Here is a 17,855-nt window from a genome sequence, read left to right as displayed (position 1 = left end):
GTTCCGGGCAAACATACTTCACGCAAAGGCGGTGTTCCCATGAACGTAGGTATAGTCGGCGGAGGAATCGGCGGATTGACCGTGGCGCTACTCTTGTCACAGCGGGGGATCGCGGTCACGATTTATGAGAAAGCCGGCAAGCTCGGCGGCAGACTCGCTTTTCGCAGGCTGGAGGACGGATGTCGAATAGACGAAGGGCCGACGATCGTGCTGCTTCCCGAAATGCTGTTGTCGGTACTTGAAGAAGGGGGCCTCGACCGTTCTGAAGTTCCGCTGCTGGAATGCAGCCCGATGTACCGGATTTATTACGGAGACGGTACCGTGCTGAACAAATGGCGGAATACCGGCAGGCAGCTGGAGGAGCTGCAAAGCTTCGCACCCGGCTCGGAGCGGGGGTTTCTCAAGTACATGTCCGATATGAATCGAGCGTTCTCCATCGGGGAGAGGCAAATACTGAACCGAAGGCTGCTTCGCAAACGGCATCTGCTTCATTCCGATACGCTGCGGATGCTGGCCGCCGTCAAGGCGTACAAGAGTGCGCGTTCCTTGGCCGCAGACTACTTTACCAACGATAAGCTCGTCGATGCGTTTTCCCTGCAAACGCTGTACATCGGCGGATCTCCCTCCGCCACGCCCTCCCTTTATTCCTTTGTGTCCTATGCGGAGCATGCGTTCGGCGTATGGTATATGCCCGGAGGCTACGCGACGCTCGTAGAGAAACTCGAGCGCGTCCTCCGCTCCAGAGGCGTTCGGATCAAGCTGAACTGCGAGGTGAACCGACTGGAAATCGGCGAGGGGCGATGCAGCGGCGTCAAGCTGTCGGACGGCAGCGTCGTTCCGCACGACCAAGTCATCTTCAACGGAGATTTCCCTCATCTGTCTCCGTTGCTTCCCGGGGGAGCGAAGCCGTCCAAACGCGCAGCGTTCGTCCCTTCATCCGGCTGTCTGCTGCTGTACGCGACTGCAGCCAAAAGGTGGACCCGGCTGGCCGGTCATCAGTTTTTTTTGCCGGAAACTCCGTTATCCGACCATTGGCGTCTACTATTCGAGCAGCGGAAAGTCCCCGCTAACCCGTCTTTTTATGTATTTTCCCCTACGGCCTTGGAGCCGGAGGCTGCCCCTGAGGGCCACTCGGTCCTTTATTTTCTCGTGCCGGTTCCTACAGGCTCGACCATGGATTGGCAGAAGGAGAAGCAGGCGATTGTCGATTATGTCCTGTCGGAGACCGAACGAAGAGCGGCGCCCGGTCTGACGGCCTCGATCCGGCATCTGGTTGTGAAAACACCTGAGGATGCGGAGGCGGAAGGGTTATTTGGGGGAGGCAGCTTCGGAATCGCTCCGACATGGCTGCAATCCGGGCCGTTCCGTCCGCAGCAGAAGCCGTATCCGATCGAAGGCCTGCACGCGCTCGGGGCCTCCGTCCATCCGGGGGGAGGCGTTCCGATCGTTATGCACGGCGCTAAACTGTTATGCGACCAATTGATGAAGGAGCGATCTAGATGGAATGCTTAAAGCAGTGTGAAGCGATGATTGCGAAAGGGTCGCTGACGTTTTACAGCGCGTTCCGGTCTCTGCCTAGCCCCCGCCGCCAGGCGGTGTACGTGATCTACGCGTTCTGCCGGATGATCGACGATGCCGTCGACGAGCCGGAGCAGTCTCCCTATACGCTTGGTGAGCTGAAGGAGCAGTTCGACCGGTACGAGCAGGCAGGCGGGCATTTCATCTGGCCGGCGCTGCGGTGGCTGTTTCAAACGTTTCCGGCGCTCGGCAAAGAGCCGTTTTACCGGCAGATGGAGGGTCAGCAAACCGACCTGGATGTTGTTCAATACGAAACGATGGAACAATTGGACCGGTACTGTTATCTGGTTGCCGGTACTGTAGGAGAGATGCTGCTCCCCGTACTCCATGACAATCCGGACGAGAAAGTAACGGAAGCCGGCATCATGCTCGGCAAAGCGATGCAAATCGTCAATATCGTCCGGGATGTTGGCGAGGACCGGCGACGGGGAAGGCGGTACATTCCGAAGGAATGGATGGACAGAGCGGGTTACTGCGAAGGGCGGCTGGATAGCGGCATAATCGACGAATCGTTCGTCAGGCTGATCGGCGCTTTCGATCGGCTGGCCCGGGACTGGTTTGCCCGAGGTCTGAATGGGTTGGAAACGTATCCGCGGGAAAGCGCCTGCTGTATCGAAATCGCGGCCCGTTATTACGAGGCGATATTGGATGAGGTAAAAGAAAACGGCTACGATGTGTTTACCAAACGAGCCGTTGTCGGAGGCGCCCGCAAGCTGACGCTGGCATCCGCCATACGGGTGAAATATACCGGACTTGCCCCAGCTCCGGAAGAAACGGCTGTATCGTAAATGGGATACTTGTTCTGGTTCTGGTATGCCGTCGGTTTTGGGCTGCTCGTGTTTTATCGGGTGCCGGATTTTCTTGGATTTTCCAACGGCCTTTTCCTGCTGTTTTTTGCCATGTACGCTATATCGATGGAGATCAGGGAAAGCCGGCTGGGCGGGTCGGGCTCCGCTTTATATCTATACGCCAGGGCGTCCGTCGTTTTCATTTCGACCATGCTGATCGAAGCGTACGGAGTTGCGACAGCTATTCCGTTCGGCCGTTACGACTATACGCCGGTGCTCGGTATAACGGCATGGGGAGTGCCGCTGGCAATTGGCGCCGCATGGGTTGGGGTCGTTTCGGTATGCTCGGCAATGTCTGCGTCGGCGAGCCGTCTGTGGAGCGCGGTGCAAACGGGATTGTGGGCGATGTGCTTTGACATCGTGCTCGACCCTGCGTCGGAAGCCAGCGGATTTTGGAAGTGGAGCGACTCTGGGTATTATTACGGGATACCTTGGCAAAACTTTGCCTCCTGGTTCGTGATTGCGTTCGTCCTGGCCTGGCTGCTGTATCCGCCACGACGGAGCGACAAGGCATGCGGTCCGAGCATTTCCGCATCTCCTTTCAGGTTGTACCAGGCGCTTGTTGTATTGTTCGGGATATTGGCATGGAAGGCGGGGCTTTCGGCAGCGGGCTTTGCGGCTGTCCTGATTACGGCGGCGGCGGAAGGGAGACTGTATGATGCCCGGAGAAAGGCGGTTAAGGGCGGCGGGCGAAGGGACGCTAATCCTCGCGGACAAACAAAAGTGGTTTAATAAGCTGTTTTATTTGTACAACAAGCATTGGCTGCTCCCGCGCTTTTTTCATTCGATTGAAGCTGTTGGCGCGGTCGACGCGGAGCCGGGTGCGTCCGTTCTGTACATCATGAATCATTGCAGCTGGTGGGACGGCCTGCTTGTCTATCATGCGACCCAAAACTGCTCGCTCGCCGACCATTATATGATGATGGACCGGGAACAGCTCGCGCAATATCCGTTTTTTCGCAAGCTCGGCGCTTTCTCCATCGATAAATCGTCTCTTGGCGGCATAACCGCTTCGCTGGACTACGCTTCTTCGCTAATGCGTCAGGGGCGAGCCGTCTGGTTGTTCCCTCAAGGCGACATCGAGCATCAGGAGAAACGGCCGATTGCGTTTCAAAGCGGTGTAGGCGCTCTGTTAAGCCGTTGTCCGCAAACGGCCGTCATACCGGTCACCGTGTACTACTCGGTGTCAAACCGCCAAAAGCTGCTGGCTGAGCTCGAATTCGGCAAGCTGATGAAGATGGACTGGCCGGAGCTGGGGAGAAGGCGAATTGCCGCGATGCTGCACCGCAGCCTCGAAGGTCAGCTGGATTTGCAGCGGGCGAGGATTATCCGGGGCGAACGGCTGCTTGATGAAACGGAACGGGAAGCGGGGCAAATGAGGCGCATTTTATTTAGCTCCGAAGGTTTCGCAGGCATTGGGCGGGGTTCACAGTCGAAAGGAGTTGGGCTATGGCGATCGCCATTTGGACCGTCGTAATGCTGCTGGTTGTGCAAATTGTTTTCGCGAGGTGGAATTTGAATCAGCTTCCGGCACTGGGGAGCAGAGATTTACGGAAAAGCTATAGTTCGCCTGGGGCAAAAACAGTGCCGTGCCAGAAAACCGAAAAAAGCGGAATATGGTTGTCCGTCCTGATTCCGGCGAGAAACGAGGCGGGGCGTATCGGTGACTGTCTGGCCTCGGTCTCGGCAGCGGCGGCGGACGATTGCGGCGTGGAAATCTGGGTGCTAGACGATGAATCGGATGACGGAACAGTTTCTGTAATCGAGCGTATGGGGCAAAGGGATTCACGTATCGGTTTGTTGGCCGGTACCCCGCTTCCCGACGGCTGGATCGGCAAATCTCACGCTTGCCGACAGCTGGCGTCCCGTGCCTCCGGTGATTGGTTTCTGTTCTTGGACGCCGACACCAGACTGGAAAAGGGGTGTCTCCGCGCGCTGCGCGACACGCTGTCGTCACAGGGGGAGTGGGGTCTGGTTACGGGCTTTCCCCGACAGGAAACAGAAACCTGGATGGAACGGCTCGTCGTGCCGCTGATGATGTTTACCGTGGCCTGCCATCTGCCCTGCCGACTTGTTGCCGGGTCGGCCGATCCCCGATTTGTTGCGGCTCACGGAGCGTTTATGTGCATACACCGGATGACGTACGAAACGATCGGCGGACATGCGGCGTTCAGCTCCCACCTTGTCGACGATATGGAGCTCGCTAGAAGAGTTAAGCGTGCGGGACATCCCGTTCGGCTCGCCAGAATACACCGGTTTGTGTATATGCGGATGTACGAAAACGCGGCACAAGTTTGGAAAGGGTACGCCAAGAACGTATTTCCGGGACTGGGACGCAACGGATTTCTTTTATTCGGTGTGCTTTTTTCGTATGCATTTCTATATCTGTTTCCGCTGTTGACGCTATGTTCCTCGATAGGACATCCCGATCTGTTTCTGCCCTCGGTGCTGGCCTTGGCGCTGGGTTTCGGATTGAAGGCGATTGTGGACCGCTCCAGTGGAGTATCGCCAAAATACGCCTGGACGCTTCCGGCTGCCATATGTCTGCTAATAGCGATCGGAGTCGCTTCCTGGACAATAGCGGCAACAGGCAACACTTATGAGTGGAAGGGGAGACGGTATACATGAAACGGGTGATCGTAATCGGAGGGGGGCTGGGCGGAATTTCGTGCGCCATCCGGCTGGCAGCTGCGGGTTTCCAGGTCAGGCTGATCGAGCGTCAGCGGGCGCTGGGGGGCAAGCTGCAGCGGGTGGAAGCCGGACCGTATTCATTCGACAGGGGACCGAGCACGATTACGATGACCTCCATGTTCGAACGAGTGTTTACCTCCGCAGGGAGAAGAATAGAAGATTACGTGTCTTTTTACAAGCTGCCGGTTTATACCCGCAACCGGTTTGCCGACGGCCATCAGGTCGATTTGACCCGAGACCCGGCAGCTACAGCTGATCAGATTGCGCGTTACAGCGCCAAAGACGCGTCCCGATACGAAACGTTCCTTGCGGAAGCGGAACGTTTATACTCCATATCCCGCAGCCGATTTTTAAATCGGCTTTTGGCCGACCCGCTTGACCTGGCCGATCCCCGCCTTTTGGCCGGACTGCTGTCCGTTCGGCCGTTTACGACGCTGGACCGCTTGCTGGCACGATACTTCGAGCATCCCAACACCCGTATGATGCTGGGGCGTTATGCCACCTATATCGGTTCCTCTCCGTACCGCACTCCGGCCGTATTTGCCATGCTCGCTCATGTGGAGGCGGGCGAGGGAATTGTCGGGATCCGGGGAGGAACGTATGAGCTTGTTCGCGCGTTCGGTCGACTGGCGGAGGAGCTGGGTGTATCGATCCATTTAGGGGAAGAGGTTGTCAAGATTCGAACGTCGTCCGGGAAAGTATCGGGGGTTTCCACAGCTTGCGGAGATTATGCGGCGGATGTGGTCGTAGCCGGAGGCGACTTGCTGACGATGACACGTGCGCTGCTGGACGAAGAGGAGCGGCCGTCGCTGCCCGACCGGAAAATAGCCGGTTACGAGCCTTCCCATTCCGGTCTTGTGCTGATGCTCGGGGTAAAGCGAAAATATGAGCAGCTAAGCCATCATACCGTTTTTTTTCCTGAGCGTTACGAAGATGAATTTATAGACTTGTTCGAGCGGAAAGTTCCGCCTCGCGACCCGGCTCTGTATATTTGCTGGAACGGGGCGGATGGGGAACTTACGGCCCCGGATAGCTGCAGTGCTTTATTCGTGCTTGTTAACGCGCCTTATTTATGCGAATCGGCGTGGGATTGGCAGGAAAAACGGGAGGCATATGTCGAACAAGTGACAGAGAAACTGGAGAGAGTCGGTTTGTGCGGTATACGGGCCGATATGGAAGTTCGTCTCGTGTATACTCCCGAACAGCTGCGTGAAGACACGGGAGCATACCGGGGGGCGATCTATGGAATATCGTCCAATTCGTTCCGCCAAGCCTTTTTCCGGCCTGGCAATCGCAGCCGGGACATAGACGGGTTGTGGTTTGTCGGAGGGACTACGCATCCGGGAGGCGGTACTCCGGTCGTGACCGCTTGCGGACAACTGGTGGCGGAAAGACTCATTCGGGAATACAGGGGGTAATTGGATTGAGTACGGAACGGCGCAAGGCGGAGCATATCCGAATATGCCTAGAGGAAGACGTGGGCAGCACAGCTGAGGGAAGCGGCTTTGCCGACTACCGGTTCAGGCATCGGGCGCTTCCGGAGATTGATTTTGCGGAAATCGACACGACCTGCGAATTTCTCGGCAAACCGGTAAGCGTACCTCTGCTGATCAGTTCGATGACCGGCGGCACGGAAGAAGCGCTGCGCATTAACCGGAACTTGGCCGAAGCGGCGCAGAGGCAAGGATGGGCGATGGGGGTCGGATCGGTACGCGCCGCGGTGGAGCGCCCTTCTGTTGCCCATACGTTCCGGGTCAGGGACGCAGCTCCGACGATTCCGGTTATCGCCAACATCGGCGCCGTTCAGCTGAATTACGGCTATGGCGCGGACGAATGCAAACGGGCGGTCGATGTGGCGGAAGCGGACGGACTTGTGCTGCATCTGAATTCGATGCAGGAGCTGTTTCAGCCGGAAGGGAATACGAATTTTAAAGATTTGCTGCGGCAAATCGAGGTCGTATGCCGATCGTTGCAGGTACCGGTAGGCGTCAAGGAAGTCGGCTGGGGGATCGGCGGAGATACGGCGAGGCTGCTCGCCGATGCCGGCGTCCGGTTTGTCGATGTCGCGGGAGCGGGGGGCACTTCGTGGAGCCAAGTGGAGAAGTACCGGCTTCAGGACCCGGTACGCCGCGCCGCTGCGGAAGCGTTCGCCGGCTGGGGCATTCCGACGGCGCAATGCGTCGTCGAGGCGCATGAGGCCGCGCCGGGCTGTAGCCTGATAGCGAGCGGCGGTTTGACCAGCGGTGTTGACGCTGCTAAAGCAATCGCGCTGGGCGCAGATCTCGCAGGCTTCGGCCGTTCGCTGCTAGGCCCGGCGGTCGGTTCGCCCGAGGAGACCGACCTGGCGTTGCAGCGTATATCGTTTGAGCTGCGTGCCGCCATGTTCGGCATCGGTGCGGCAAACTTGTCCGAGCTGCGCGGCACTCCCAATCTGGTTAGGACGTTTTAACGCGATCGGTTTCCAGCAAATGACCTCACCGCTAACCGCATCCACCAGTCTGACCCGACGCCCGGTCGGACGATGGACGACCCGGTACGTCAACCGGTAGCGGCGCTCCGAAGCGGAGGAGGAATAGTCGGTTGCCCATTCCAGCTCGAGATCAACCGAATCTATATAAATCTTCCGGGCGTCCGCGGCGGATAAGCGTGGAATAGGATCGAAGCCGGCCAACTGGTCGGATCTCACAGACAACCCTATAAACTGATCGGGTTGACCTGTCGTTTTGTTTATACAGATCCGGACGATCTCCGTCTCCAGCGGGACGCCGCCGATCCACAGGCGAAACTCAAACAGTTCGGCGGTGTCGCTGTTTTCCCGGCTGTCATCCGACTTTATCCGCATATACGGGAGCAGGCCGGGAGCGGCGCGGTTGATTAATCCTTCGGCGATAGTCCGGCATTCCTCCCGCAACAGGGACAACGGACCCGGCGTTTTGTCGAATCGCATAAAGGAAACGAGTCTTCCGCTCTCAGGATCGAGCATCGCTTTAATCGTCTGCTCGTTGCGGTTATGGAAAAACGAGTTTATGGACAGATCGTCCTGCACGCGGGGAGCGGGAGTATAATCGGTTCTTCGCCAGACGAAGCCTGTTTTGCCGTCGATCTCCGCCTGACGCAGCAGCTCGTATTGCCCGGGATCGTGACCGGCCCAGCGAAGAACATCCGGTTCTGAGGCGGCCGCCGGCTCGTCAGCCGGCACGGCTACTTCCTCCCATGCTGCTTCAGATATCGTCCTCCTGTTCGGACTCTCCCGGTAGAAGGCTCGTACTCTTCGATCGTGAGCGAGTAACCTTCGGGAACGGCTCCGATAGTTTCCGCCCGCTTCCTTAGCGCCGCGCGGTGTGCAAGCAGTGCTTCATCTTGTCCTTCTTTACCCGGCTCTCCAGCCGGATTGCTACTAGTTGTCGTATGCATAACTTCTCAGTCCTCCCGGGTAATACGTCCCTATCCTCTATCTATCGATTCTCTTTCTCTAATTGTAAGACAACCCGCGAATGAAGTCTAAAAAACAGAAGCCTTATACACATGATTCGGTTGTCCCGGCCGTTTAATTTTCCCCTTTTCTGTCAATAATGGTTAGAAGCGATTCCATCCTTTGAAGCGTATTTGGAAATGGAACAGTTCACCATGGACCAGGAGGGGTTAAATCTTATGTTCAAGCGAGGGTTGACGCGCTTCATTTGCGCCATGCTGGCACTGGCTCTTGTTATGCCGGCTGCCGCATACGCTGAAGAGAAAACGGAAAAGGCGCAGGAGCAGGCTCCGCAAGTCGATCTGGCTCCTAACGCCGTATCGGCCGTGCTGATGGATGCCGACACCGGTACCGTCATGTACGAAAAAAACAAAAATCAAAAGCTGCCTCCGGCCAGCATCACGAAGATTATGACGATGGTGCTGATCATGGAGGCGATGGCTCAAGGCAAACTCAAATCCGACGAGAAAGTGCGCACGAGCGAATACGCGGCATCGATGGGCGGTTCGCAAATCTTTCTCGAGCCGGGCGAAGAAATGACCGTGGACGAGATGTTGAAAGGGATCGCGATGGCGTCCGGAAACGACGCGTCTGTGGCGATGGCGGAGAAAATCGCCGGAACCGAAGAGGCGTTCGTCAGTATGATGAATGCGCGGGCCAAGGAGCTTGGCATGAAAGATACGCATTTCGTCAACGTGAACGGTCTCCCGGCGGGCAATCATTACACCTCCGCCCACGATATCGCGATTATGTCGCGTGAACTGCTGAAGCACCAGGAAATTACGAAATATACAGGGCAATACCAGGATTATTTGCGCAAAGATACGGAAAAGCCGTTCTGGCTCGTCAATACGAACAAGCTGGTCCGGTTTTATACAGGGGCGGACGGGCTGAAGACCGGATATACGAGCGAGGCGAAATTTTGTTTGTCAGCCACGGCCAAACGCGACAACCTGCGGGTCATTGCGGTCGTGCTGGGCGAACCGAATACGAAAACCCGCAACGCCGAAGTGACGAAAATGTTCGACTACGCATTTTCCCAATATACAAGCTTGCCTATCTTCAAAACCGGAGACGTGATCGGTACGATTCGCGTCGAGAAGGGCGAATTGCCCCAACTGGAAATTACGGCGACTCACCCGTACAGCGTACTGATGAGAAGAGGCGATGCCGGCGACGATATCCGTCACGAGCTGCAGCTGGAGCCGAACTTGAAGGCGCCGATCGCCGTAGGCCAGCCGCTTGGTAAGCTGGTTGTGTACAAAGGCGACCGGATCGTCTCCGAATTCCCGATCGAATCTCCGGTCGAAGTGAAGAAGGCGGGCTGGTGGAAGCTGTTCAAGCGGACCACGATGCATCTGTTCATGGCGGACTAATATCCGCCGCACCACGTCCCCGGTCGTACCGACAACGGTGCCGGGGACCTTCATTACACATTGGCAAACGGCAAATTCCCGCGAATCCGGGGATATTATGTTGAAATATATCATCTACGTTCTTATTATGGCAGTTTTCTTCTAGTTTTGTCGGCTTGCAGGAATTCCCATTCATTTCGTAGAAATGGTAGACACAACGCGAAAGGGAGTGAGCCAGACTTGAGTTTGCATATCGAATTGGAGCATCAACGGAGAACGCTGATTGTCCGATTAAAGGGAGAGCTTGACCATCATACCGCCGATACGGTGAAAGTAAAGATGGAAGAAGCGATTTTAAGAGGGGACGTTAATCATGTCGTGCTCAGTATGAAAGATTTGAGCTTCATGGACAGCTCGGGTCTAGGAGTCATTTTGGGGCGGTACAAGCTGATTACGTCCAGAGGCGGCAAAATGGTCGTTTGCGACGTCAATCCGGCGGTGTACCGGCTTTTCGAAATGTCGGGCCTGTTCAAGATCCTATCGATTCAAGACAATGAAAGACTCGCCCTTTCCAGTCTGGAGGTGGTTTCATGAGCCGCAACAATCATATGGAGCTCCGCTTTGCCAGCATTTCCGAGAACGAGTCGTTTGCCCGTGTAACCGTAGCGGCCTTCGTCTCCCAACTCGATCCGACGATGGACGAGCTGACCGATATCAAAACCGTCGTGTCGGAAGCCGTAACCAATGCGATCATTCACGGGTATGACAATTCGCCGGACGGCGTTATTACGATAACGGCCAAAATCGAGCAGAGCATCTTTTATTTAACGGTAGAGGACCAAGGCAAAGGCATTGAGGACGTTGAGCTGGCCCGCCAGCCGCTGTATACCTCGAAGCCGGAACTTGAAAGATCCGGCATGGGCTTTACGATTATCGAGAACTTTATGGACGAGGTCGAGATCGTGACCCGGCGGGGCGAAGGAACGAAGGTCGTCATGGTGAAACGAATAGAATCCAAAAAAGCGCTGTTTAACTAGGGGTTTTGCGATATGGATAGCGAGTTGAAACATGCCTCTCATACGTATCTGGACGATACCGAAGTCAAGCGGCTTATTGCCCTCAGCCAATCCGGGGATACGATCGCCCGGGAAACGCTCGTAAGCTGCAACATTCGTCTCGTCTGGTCCGTCGTTCAGCGCTTTTTAAACCGCGGCTACGAGCCGGAGGATTTATTTCAGATCGGGTGCATCGGCCTGCTGAAGTCTGTAGATAAGTTCGATTTATCTTATGACGTGAAGTTTTCCACGTACGCGGTGCCGATGATAATCGGGGAAATCCAGCGCTTTTTACGGGACGACGGTACGGTCAAAGTGAGCCGCTCGTTGAAAGAGCTGGCGAACAAAGTGCGCAAGAAAAAAGACGAGCTGTCGAAAAGGCTCGGCCGGATGCCGACGATTAAAGAAGTGGCCGAAGACCTCGGCATTACCCCGGAAGACGTCGTATTCGCGCAAGAAGCGAACAAGCCCCCGTCGTCGATTCACGAGACGGTGTTCGAGAATGACGGGGATCCGATTACGCTGATGGACCAGATCGCCGACGAAGGACAGGAGAAATGGTTCGACAAGCTGGCGCTGAACGAAGCGATCGGCACGTTGACGGAGCGCGAACGGCTGATTGTGTACTTGCGGTATTTCCGGGATCAGACCCAGTCGGAGGTGGCCAGCCGGCTTGGCATATCGCAGGTGCAGGTTTCCCGGCTGGAGAAAAAAATATTGCAGTCGATCCGCGAGCAAATCGCTCAATAAAGGAAAGACTCCAGGCAAAGACCGTTTCCGCCTTGACGAGGTGGGGGCGGTTTTCTTTTTGCCAAAAAATAGAGCGGTTACCGCGATTTTTCGTATCGCATACTACAGGAAAGATGATGAAGGAGAGGGATCAAGGTGAACCGCTCGTTCGTGCCGATCTTATATATTCGGCTCCGCAAGCGGGTGACCGCCGCCCCGGGGGAAACGCTGACGCTGGGCAAGGTCGCCCATCTGATGACGGAGCCGGACATGGAGAAAAAGCTGCTGGAGCTGCCGATCTGCAAGCTTTCCGAACGCGACGGTCATGTTGTTCTGATCGACATGATGCAGATCGTAGCGGCGGTCCGTTCCCTGTATCCGCGGCTTCAGGTGGAGCACTTCGGAGAACCTCATGTGCTGATCGATATTCAGACCCGATCCAAGCCGCCGAACCGCGCGGCGCTTGCCGTCGTCTGGGTGCTGCTGTTCATCGGCTCGGGAATGGCGATCATGAACTTTCATGAAGACGTCAGCATGATGGAAGTCCATCAGCGCATCTACGAGATGATTACCGGACGCCGCGCCGAACATCCGTATTGGCTTCAGATCCCGTATTCGTTCGGATTGGGTGCGGGGATGGTCGTCTTTTTCAACCAGCTGTTCAAGAAACGGTTAAGCGAGGAGCCCAGCCCGCTCGAGGTGGAGATGTTCTCGTATCAGGAAAGCCTGAATCATTACGTTATTACTGAGGAGTACAAGAAGATGCTGCCGGCCGCGCAGGCGGAAGCAGGCGGCGGAGACGGGCAGACTCCGCCCGGGAAACGAAACGACGGCGATTTGCCATGAGCGTGTTCCTTGGCATCGTTGCGGTCGTCATCGTCGGATTGTCCGGAGGGATTGCGGTTGGCGGCGGGATGGTGGCGTTTCTGGTCGTCCTGGACATTTTGCCGAGGCTGGCGCAGATGACGCGGGCGTTCGACCGCGTGCATACGTTCGAAGGGGCTATCGTGACCGGAGTTATGGTCTGGACGGTGGCCGACTTTATGGATTGGCAAATGACGCTGGCTCCCGTCGTTACCGCCGTGGTCGGTTTTATCGCAGGCTGCTTCGTCGGGATGCTGGCCGGAGCTTTGACGGAAGTGCTGAACGTGCTGCCGATCATGGCCAAACGGCTCGGTCTGGGCCCCTATATTATTTGGCTGCTGATGGCGATGGTGCTCGGGAAAGTAGCCGGTTCGCTTTTTGAATGGATCATCTTCCGCACATGAACGATATACGGCAGGAGGGACGCATAGATGGGTACCGGTTTAAGAGATCGAAGAAACGGACGGAAAGACGGAGGAGCGGTCGGCCGAAACGATGGCAGCATCGATGCCAGAGATCTGCTGACCGACGAAGAGCTGGGCCTGATCCGGATGGAGGAAATTCCGGGCAAGCTGGAAGAGATCGAACGGGCGCTGGAGGAAAAGGTCGGGCTTGGCGTCAGCTTCGATCTGGTCTTCCGGGTGATGGAATTCGGCACGAAACGGACGGCGTTTTTTTACGCGAACGGTTTCGCCAAAGATACGGTGCTGACCGACATTATCGTCCGCCTCACCCATCTGGACCGGGAACAGCTTGTACCGGACACGTTAAGCAGCTTGCTGAACAAGTATGTGTCGCATATCCAGGTTGAAACCGAGGACGATTTCGACAAAGCCGTCCAATTTGCGCTGATGGGCTCTACCGTCTTATTCGTCGAAAACAGCGGGGCCGCGCTTGTCATAGACTCCAAAAGCTTCCCGGTCCGCTCGATTGAGGAGCCGGACCTCGAACGCGTCGTGCGGGGCTCCCGCGACGGCTTCGTCGAGACGCTGATGACCAACGTGACGCTGGTGAGGCGGCGCATCCGCGATCCAAGACTGAAGCTGGAGATTATGAGAGTAGGGAAACGGACGAAGACGGATGTATGCATCGGCTACATAAGCGATATCGCCGATCCGCGGCTCGTCGAATCGTTGCGCGATAAGATCAGCAAGGTCAATATCGACGGGATTCCGCTCGGCGACAAGCAGCTCGAGGAGGCGATCATCAGCAAAGGCTGGAATCCGTACCCGTCCGTCCGTTATTCGGAACGGCCCGACGTCGTCAGCTCGCATATGCTGGAAGGCCATGTGATCGTTTTTGCCGATACGTCGCCGAGCGTCATGATTTTGCCGACTACGTTTTTCCATCTGGTGCAGCATGTGGAGGAGTACAGGCAAGCGCCGTTTGTCGGCAGTTATTTGCGGTGGGTCCGGTTTCTGGGAATTATGACTTCGTTGTTCCTGCTGCCTTTGTGGTTCCTGCTCGTGCAAAATCCGGAGCTGAAGCCGGCCGGTCTCGAATTTCTCGGGCCCCAGAAGCAGGGCGAGCTTCCGCTGCTCATCCAGTTTCTGCTCGTTGAAGTCGGGGTCGACCTGATGCGGATGGCCGCCGTCCATACCCCTTCTCCCTTATCGATCGCGATGGGCTTGGTAGCTGCCATTCTGGTCGGGGATATTGCGGTGAAGACGGGATTGTTTATCAACGAGGTCATTATGTATATGGCGATCGCCGCAGTAGGGATGTTCGCGACGCCGAGCTACGAGCTTGGTCTGGCCAACCGGCTCGTCCGGATGGCGCTGCTCATTCTGGTGGCCGCCTTCAAAATCCCCGGATTGGTGCTGGGCGTGACGGTTTGGCTGGTCGCTTTGTCGGTGACTAGATCGTACAATACGCCATACATGTGGCCGTTCATCCCGTTTCATGCAAAGGCGTTATTTTCGATTCTCGTCCGTCGTCCGATTTTGGCTAACAAGTTTCGTCCGAGCATCACCAATCCGATCGATGAGACGCGCCAACCGGTCGAATGACGATAAAGAGGCAGCCCGTGAGCGGTACTCATGGGCTTTTGCTGTGCATGAGGGGCTTTTCATGCGTATTGTCATCGGCTCGGAGCTGTGGTAATTTAGAAGAAAGCCAGCGAGCCTGAGACATCCACAATCGATAGAAGGAAAGAGGAACCAGATATGTATTTGCACGGAACTAGCCAAATCAATTCGGACGGACGACTTGAAATCGGGGGATGCGACACCGCGGAGCTCGCCGCAAAATTCGGAACGCCGCTATATGTGTTCGACGAGGCGCTCATCCGGCGCCGCTGCAAGGAGTTTGTTGAGGCGTTCCGGGCTACCGGAATGCGGTACCAGGTGGCCTATGCCAGCAAAGCGTTTTGCGTCATGGCGATGTGCCGGATCGCCGAGGAGGAAGGAATGTCGCTGGACGTCGTATCGGACGGCGAGCTGTACACGGCGCTGAGAGCCGGGTTTCCGCCCGAGCGCATTCACTTTCACGGCAATAACAAAACGCTCGAGGAGCTGGAGATGGCGATCGACGCCAAGATCGGCTGCGTCGTCGTCGACAATTTCACCGAGCTGTACATGCTTAACGAGACTGCCAAGGAGAAGGGCGTCAAAGTTAAAATTTTGTTCCGCGTAACGCCGGGCGTCGAGGCGCATACGCACGAGTTTATTTCGACCGGACAGACGGACACGAAGTTCGGCTTCGACATCGGCAACGGCTCGGCCTTCCGCGCGATCCGCGAAGCGAAGGAGCTGGAGCATGTCGAGATTTTGGGCGTTCATTCGCATATCGGCTCGCAAATATTCGAGGTTGACGGATTCCGCCTCGCCGCCGACCGGGTAGCCGAATTCGCCCAGAACGTCCGCCTGGAGCTTGACGTTACGTTCTCGGTCATCAATCTGGGCGGCGGCTTCGGCATCCGGTATACGGAGGAAGATTCTCCGCTGCCGCTTGCCAAGTACGTGCAGGCGATCACCGACTCCATCAAATCGAACTTCGCCAAGCACGACTATCCGCTTCCGGAAATATGGATCGAGCCGGGCCGCAGCATCGTCGGCGACGCGGGTACGACGCTGTATACCATCGGATCGTCGAAGGACATCCCGGGCGTACGCAAATATGTAGCCGTCGACGGCGGGATGACCGATAATCCGCGTCCTGCGCTGTACGATGCGAAGTACGAGGCGTTTCTCGCCAACCGTGCCAACGACCCGAACGAAGAAACCGTATCGATCGCCGGCAAATGCTGCGAAACCGGAGATATGCTGATCCGCGACTTGGAGCTGCCTAAGACCGCTCCGGGCGATATTTTGGCCGTCGCCTGTACCGGCGCATACAACTACTCGATGGCCAGCAACTACAACCGTCTGCGCCGCCCTGCAGTCGTATTCGTACATGACGGCGAAGCCGATCTAGTCGTGCGCCGCGAGACGTTCGAGGACGTGGCCGGTAAAGACGTCATTCCCGAAAGAATGCAAAAACAGCCGGTCGCCAAAAGCTGAGCCGGTTTGGACGGATAAGAAGAAATGAGAGTTCACAAAGCCTCCTGTCCCGCTTGTTAGCGGGGTACGGGAGGCTTTTTTAAGTTCCTGCGGGCGAGCTGAGCTGGCTAGCTGCTTGGGTAGCTGTTTTACTAAGCTGTGCTAGACGCATATGGTCAGAAATCCTGAGTTAGCCGCAGACAAGCAGACATAACGGAAGAGTCATTTCCTCTATTCCAGCCGTGTACGTCATGATCGTGCGATAGCGGAAGATTGGTTTCCTTTATTTTGGATTTTTTAGAGGTTAGAAGGGGGATTGCTGGAAATAACGGCACAAAAACTTCCGCTATATGCCCATTTCCCGCTGATAGCAACAAATAACGGAAGTGAAACTTCCGCAAGAGCTTCACAGGCGGTATGGGAAGCCGGACATTGCGGCAGCTGGCGTAAGACGGTGCAGTCCATCATCGAACAGCAGGTACGGCTGATTGATTGGCGTTCACCTGCAAAGACCATCTCTTGCCGGACGGAGTACAACGTAATGGTAATTTGTACGGCAAGGAAGCTCCCGTCCTCGCATGCGATCGATCAACAGCGAGATAAGAGTTGTCCCCATAGGGTTCGCCTGATGCGGGAACGGCCCGATTTCCAAACGAAAAAACCTCAACTTCCACTGCAAAGCGGAGATTGAGGTTTTTTTCACAAGGAAAACGGTTGAAGCGGGGCTCAAACAAATAGAAAAACGGTTGGGACCGCCCCTCTATGATAAGAAAGAGCCGGGGAAACCGGCCCTTTCCTGAACTTGTGATTCTACTCGTCCCAAACTTTTACTTCTTTCATTTTGTCGCCCGGCTTGACCGCATCGATGAATTCCATCCCTTTGGCGACTTTGCCGAATACCGTATGTCCGCCGTCCAGATGAGGCTGCGGCTGGTAACAGATGAAGAACTGGCTGCCGCCTGTATTCCGGCCGGCATGGGCCATCGACAGCGTGCCGCGCTCGTGCTTGCTGACGTTCGTGGCCGTTTCGCAATCGATCGTGTAACCAGGTCCGCCGGTGCCTGTTCCGCTAGGGCAGCCGCCTTGGGCTACGAAACCCTTAATGACACGATGGAACGTCAAACCGTTGTAGAATCCGGAGTTTGCCAGCTTCTCGAAGTTGGCTACCGTGTTCGGCGCTTCCTCCGGGAAAAAATCGATCAACACTTTCTCGCCGTTTTCCAGCTCGATGCTTCCTTTTTTTGTCATGTCTAATGTTCCTCCCTTATCATGTCCAAGTGCTTTATCCATTGTACTGGAAAACTTGCCAATTATCAAAGCCGGATGGACGGAAACTCCCGATCGTGTTCACGGATGAACTGGGAAAACGGACAGGAGTAGGGGAATTCATTGATCAAAGCATCCGAGAAATCGTGATTGGTCTTTCCCCTATTCCCGGTTCCACATTGGATTTTTTGCTTTCGCGCCCTGTGCTTGAGTTAAGCAAGTGGCTAGAAGGTTCGAAACAGTCGAAAAACAAAGTCGGAAGCCTCAGCCAAACCCGAAAGGGAAGAGTGGAAAGGTGCGTAGATAATGGCTAAAAAGGTGTATAACATTTAAAATCAACGGACAGCTAAGTCCGACTTGTAGTAAAGTGACAAAACAAGCAGAACAGAGCGCTGTTTGCATGATGCCGCAAGTGATATCGGTAACGGAACACTTTTTGATGTTGCTGAATATAAAATAATAACCATCGAAATTACGGGGACGAGCACTTGCCGGACAATCCGTTTTTTAAAGGGGCA

17 protein-coding genes and 1 pseudogene are annotated in these 17,855 nt (G+C 55.8%); 15 read left to right on the top strand and 3 right to left on the bottom strand.

Going from position 1 to position 17,855, the window contains the following annotated elements:
* Positions 1-39 precede the first annotated feature (39 nt).
* The 7 genes from PV433_RS05415 to fni are packed head-to-tail and all read left to right on the top strand — an operon-like array spanning position 40 to position 7,566.
* Positions 40-1,512, top strand: coding sequence for a phytoene desaturase family protein (locus tag PV433_RS05415; protein ID WP_332071148.1), 1,473 nt, complete (start codon positions 40-42; stop codon positions 1,510-1,512).
* Entirely contained in the window at positions 1,500-2,366 is an 867-nt protein-coding gene (locus PV433_RS05410; protein WP_332071147.1) for a phytoene/squalene synthase family protein, read from the top strand. Before PV433_RS05415 ends, PV433_RS05410 begins: the two co-directional genes overlap by 13 nt.
* Positions 2,367-3,158 (top strand): carotenoid biosynthesis protein, encoded by a 792-nt coding sequence (locus PV433_RS05405; protein ID WP_332071146.1) that lies wholly within the window; start codon positions 2,367-2,369, stop codon positions 3,156-3,158. It begins immediately after the preceding gene.
* Entirely contained in the window at positions 3,082-3,903 is an 822-nt protein-coding gene (locus PV433_RS05400) for a lysophospholipid acyltransferase family protein (RefSeq protein ID WP_332071145.1), read from the top strand. The genes PV433_RS05405 and PV433_RS05400 overlap by 77 nt, the downstream gene beginning before the upstream one ends.
* Entirely contained in the window at positions 3,876-5,054 is a 1,179-nt protein-coding gene (locus PV433_RS05395; RefSeq protein ID WP_332071144.1) for a glycosyltransferase, read from the top strand. The genes PV433_RS05400 and PV433_RS05395 overlap by 28 nt, the downstream gene beginning before the upstream one ends.
* Complete coding sequence (locus tag PV433_RS05390; protein ID WP_332071143.1) at positions 5,051-6,535, top strand: phytoene desaturase family protein; 1,485 nt, start codon at positions 5,051-5,053, stop codon at positions 6,533-6,535. The genes PV433_RS05395 and PV433_RS05390 overlap by 4 nt, the downstream gene beginning before the upstream one ends.
* A gap of 5 nt (positions 6,536-6,540) precedes the next feature.
* The gene (gene fni / locus PV433_RS05385; RefSeq protein WP_442951479.1) at positions 6,541-7,566 is read left to right on the top strand and encodes a type 2 isopentenyl-diphosphate Delta-isomerase; all 1,026 of its coding nucleotides are present in this window, start codon (positions 6,541-6,543) and stop codon (positions 7,564-7,566) included.
* Between the two features lie 261 nt (positions 7,567-7,827).
* On the opposite strand, the pseudogene PV433_RS05380 reads toward fni, so the two are convergent.
* Positions 7,828-8,316, bottom strand: a pseudogene (locus tag PV433_RS05380) (YcdB/YcdC domain-containing protein); the annotation flags it as partial.
* Between the two features lie 2 nt (positions 8,317-8,318).
* The gene (locus PV433_RS05375; protein WP_332071142.1) at positions 8,319-8,531 is read right to left on the bottom strand and encodes a hypothetical protein; all 213 of its coding nucleotides are present in this window, start codon (positions 8,529-8,531) and stop codon (positions 8,319-8,321) included.
* Positions 8,532-8,768: 237 nt separating this feature from the next.
* Here PV433_RS05375 and PV433_RS05370 point away from each other — a divergent pair, with 237 nt between their 5' ends.
* From PV433_RS05370 to lysA, 8 genes are all read left to right on the top strand, one after another.
* A complete protein-coding gene (locus PV433_RS05370; RefSeq protein ID WP_332071141.1) occupies positions 8,769-9,965 on the top strand; it encodes a D-alanyl-D-alanine carboxypeptidase family protein in 1,197 nt (398 codons plus the stop codon).
* Positions 9,966-10,184: 219 nt separating this feature from the next.
* Entirely contained in the window at positions 10,185-10,538 is a 354-nt protein-coding gene (spoIIAA, locus tag PV433_RS05365; RefSeq protein ID WP_332071140.1) for an anti-sigma F factor antagonist, read from the top strand.
* The gene (spoIIAB, locus tag PV433_RS05360; protein ID WP_190925316.1) at positions 10,535-10,981 is read left to right on the top strand and encodes an anti-sigma F factor; all 447 of its coding nucleotides are present in this window, start codon (positions 10,535-10,537) and stop codon (positions 10,979-10,981) included. Before spoIIAA ends, spoIIAB begins: the two co-directional genes overlap by 4 nt.
* Positions 10,982-10,993: 12 nt before the next feature.
* Positions 10,994-11,749, top strand: a complete 756-nt coding sequence (sigF, locus tag PV433_RS05355; protein ID WP_190925314.1) for an RNA polymerase sporulation sigma factor SigF — start codon at positions 10,994-10,996, stop codon at positions 11,747-11,749.
* Between the two features lie 135 nt (positions 11,750-11,884).
* Positions 11,885-12,574: a stage V sporulation protein AA gene (locus tag PV433_RS05350; RefSeq protein ID WP_332071139.1), complete on the top strand. Its 690-nt coding sequence runs from the start codon at positions 11,885-11,887 to the stop codon at positions 12,572-12,574.
* Positions 12,571-12,996: a stage V sporulation protein AB gene (locus tag PV433_RS05345; RefSeq protein WP_332071138.1), complete on the top strand. Its 426-nt coding sequence runs from the start codon at positions 12,571-12,573 to the stop codon at positions 12,994-12,996. The genes PV433_RS05350 and PV433_RS05345 overlap by 4 nt, the downstream gene beginning before the upstream one ends.
* Before the next feature lie 27 nt (positions 12,997-13,023).
* Entirely contained in the window at positions 13,024-14,601 is a 1,578-nt protein-coding gene (locus tag PV433_RS05340) for a spore germination protein (protein WP_332071137.1), read from the top strand.
* Positions 14,602-14,757: 156 nt separating this feature from the next.
* A complete protein-coding gene (gene lysA, locus PV433_RS05335) occupies positions 14,758-16,092 on the top strand; it encodes a diaminopimelate decarboxylase (RefSeq protein WP_332071136.1) in 1,335 nt (444 codons plus the stop codon).
* Between the two features lie 789 nt (positions 16,093-16,881).
* Here the strand turns inward: lysA and PV433_RS05330 are convergent.
* Entirely contained in the window at positions 16,882-17,319 is a 438-nt protein-coding gene (locus PV433_RS05330) for a peptidylprolyl isomerase (protein WP_190925305.1), read from the bottom strand.
* Between the last annotated feature and the right edge of the window lie 536 nt (positions 17,320-17,855).

Origin of the sequence: Paenibacillus sp. GYB004 (assembly GCF_036577605.1) — a bacterium.
Classification (GTDB): Bacteria; Bacillota; Bacilli; order Paenibacillales; family NBRC-103111; genus Paenibacillus_AB; species Paenibacillus_AB oceani.
Note: the sequence above shows the minus strand (reverse complement) of the source record. Positions and strands in the feature narration are given on the sequence as shown.